1 protein-coding gene is annotated in these 924 nt (G+C 55.8%); it reads right to left on the reverse strand.

Features of this window, described 5'->3' with window-relative positions; genetic code table 11:
* Positions 1-8: 8 nt before the first annotated feature.
* A partial coding sequence (locus AC0L3I_RS36910) for an SMP-30/gluconolactonase/LRE family protein (protein ID WP_473530231.1) occupies positions 9-924 on the reverse strand: 916 nt, incomplete at its 5' end.

The following is a 924-nucleotide window of genomic DNA, read 5'->3' on the forward strand; positions in this document are numbered from 1 at the left end:
CAAGTTGCTCAATCCAGTCGAGTCGCGACCAGTTTGCCGTCCATCATCATCGGGATGATTGCCAGCTTCTTTTCTTCCATGAATTCCAGATCGGCGCTGCCTTGATTGAGGTCCATCAGTTGCTCGACTTTTCCATCCGGATGAATGCGAAAGAGCGCCCCTGCGACCCAATCGGTAACCAGCCAGTTCCCTGCCCCGTCCGATTCTAGACCATCTAGATTTCCAACAGGCTCGCCGGACCCGATGTCAGAGATGGCCTTCGTCTTCAGGTCGACCGCGATCAGATGGCCGGGTGTCTTGGACGAAAAATCCGGCTGGATGTCGCGACCCCAGCCGGCGACGAGGAGGCGACCGTCTTCGATACGCAGACCGTTCGGATGCAGAAGATCCTCGCTCTCGAGCCAGACGGAGAGAGCATCATTGTCCAGAACATAAATCCTGTTCGCCAGCATGTCGGAAGCAAAGACACGACCCGCCTCGTCGACGGCGGGATCATTCAGGAACTGAGCGCCTTCGGCAGGCCACGTTCCAGTGATTTTACCGCTCTCGACGTCGACGGCCACAAGCCGATCGATGTCGGTGACGAAAAGCGTATCGCCTTGCATCACCAATCCCTTGGGCGCATTAAGGCCGGTCACCCACTCGGCTGCCTGCAACTTTCCGTCAGGCGAAACCTTCGAAAGGTATCCGACCCCATCCCTGCCGGCGGGGTCGCCAACAATGTTGGAGAGGTAGAAGATGTTCCGCTTGGCGTCGAAAAATACGCTCTCCGGGGCCTTGAATCCGTCAAGCGACCAGACCTCCTCCGCTTTCGCAGGTGAGCCTGCCACTCCTAGTAGTAGAATAGAAAATAGAACTGACTGCAACTTGATCATGATAACCTCCCTATATTGTTTTTCTTGTGTATCCGGGTAAGTGCAACCG

This window comes from Mesorhizobium sp. WSM4840, from assembly GCF_055811755.1.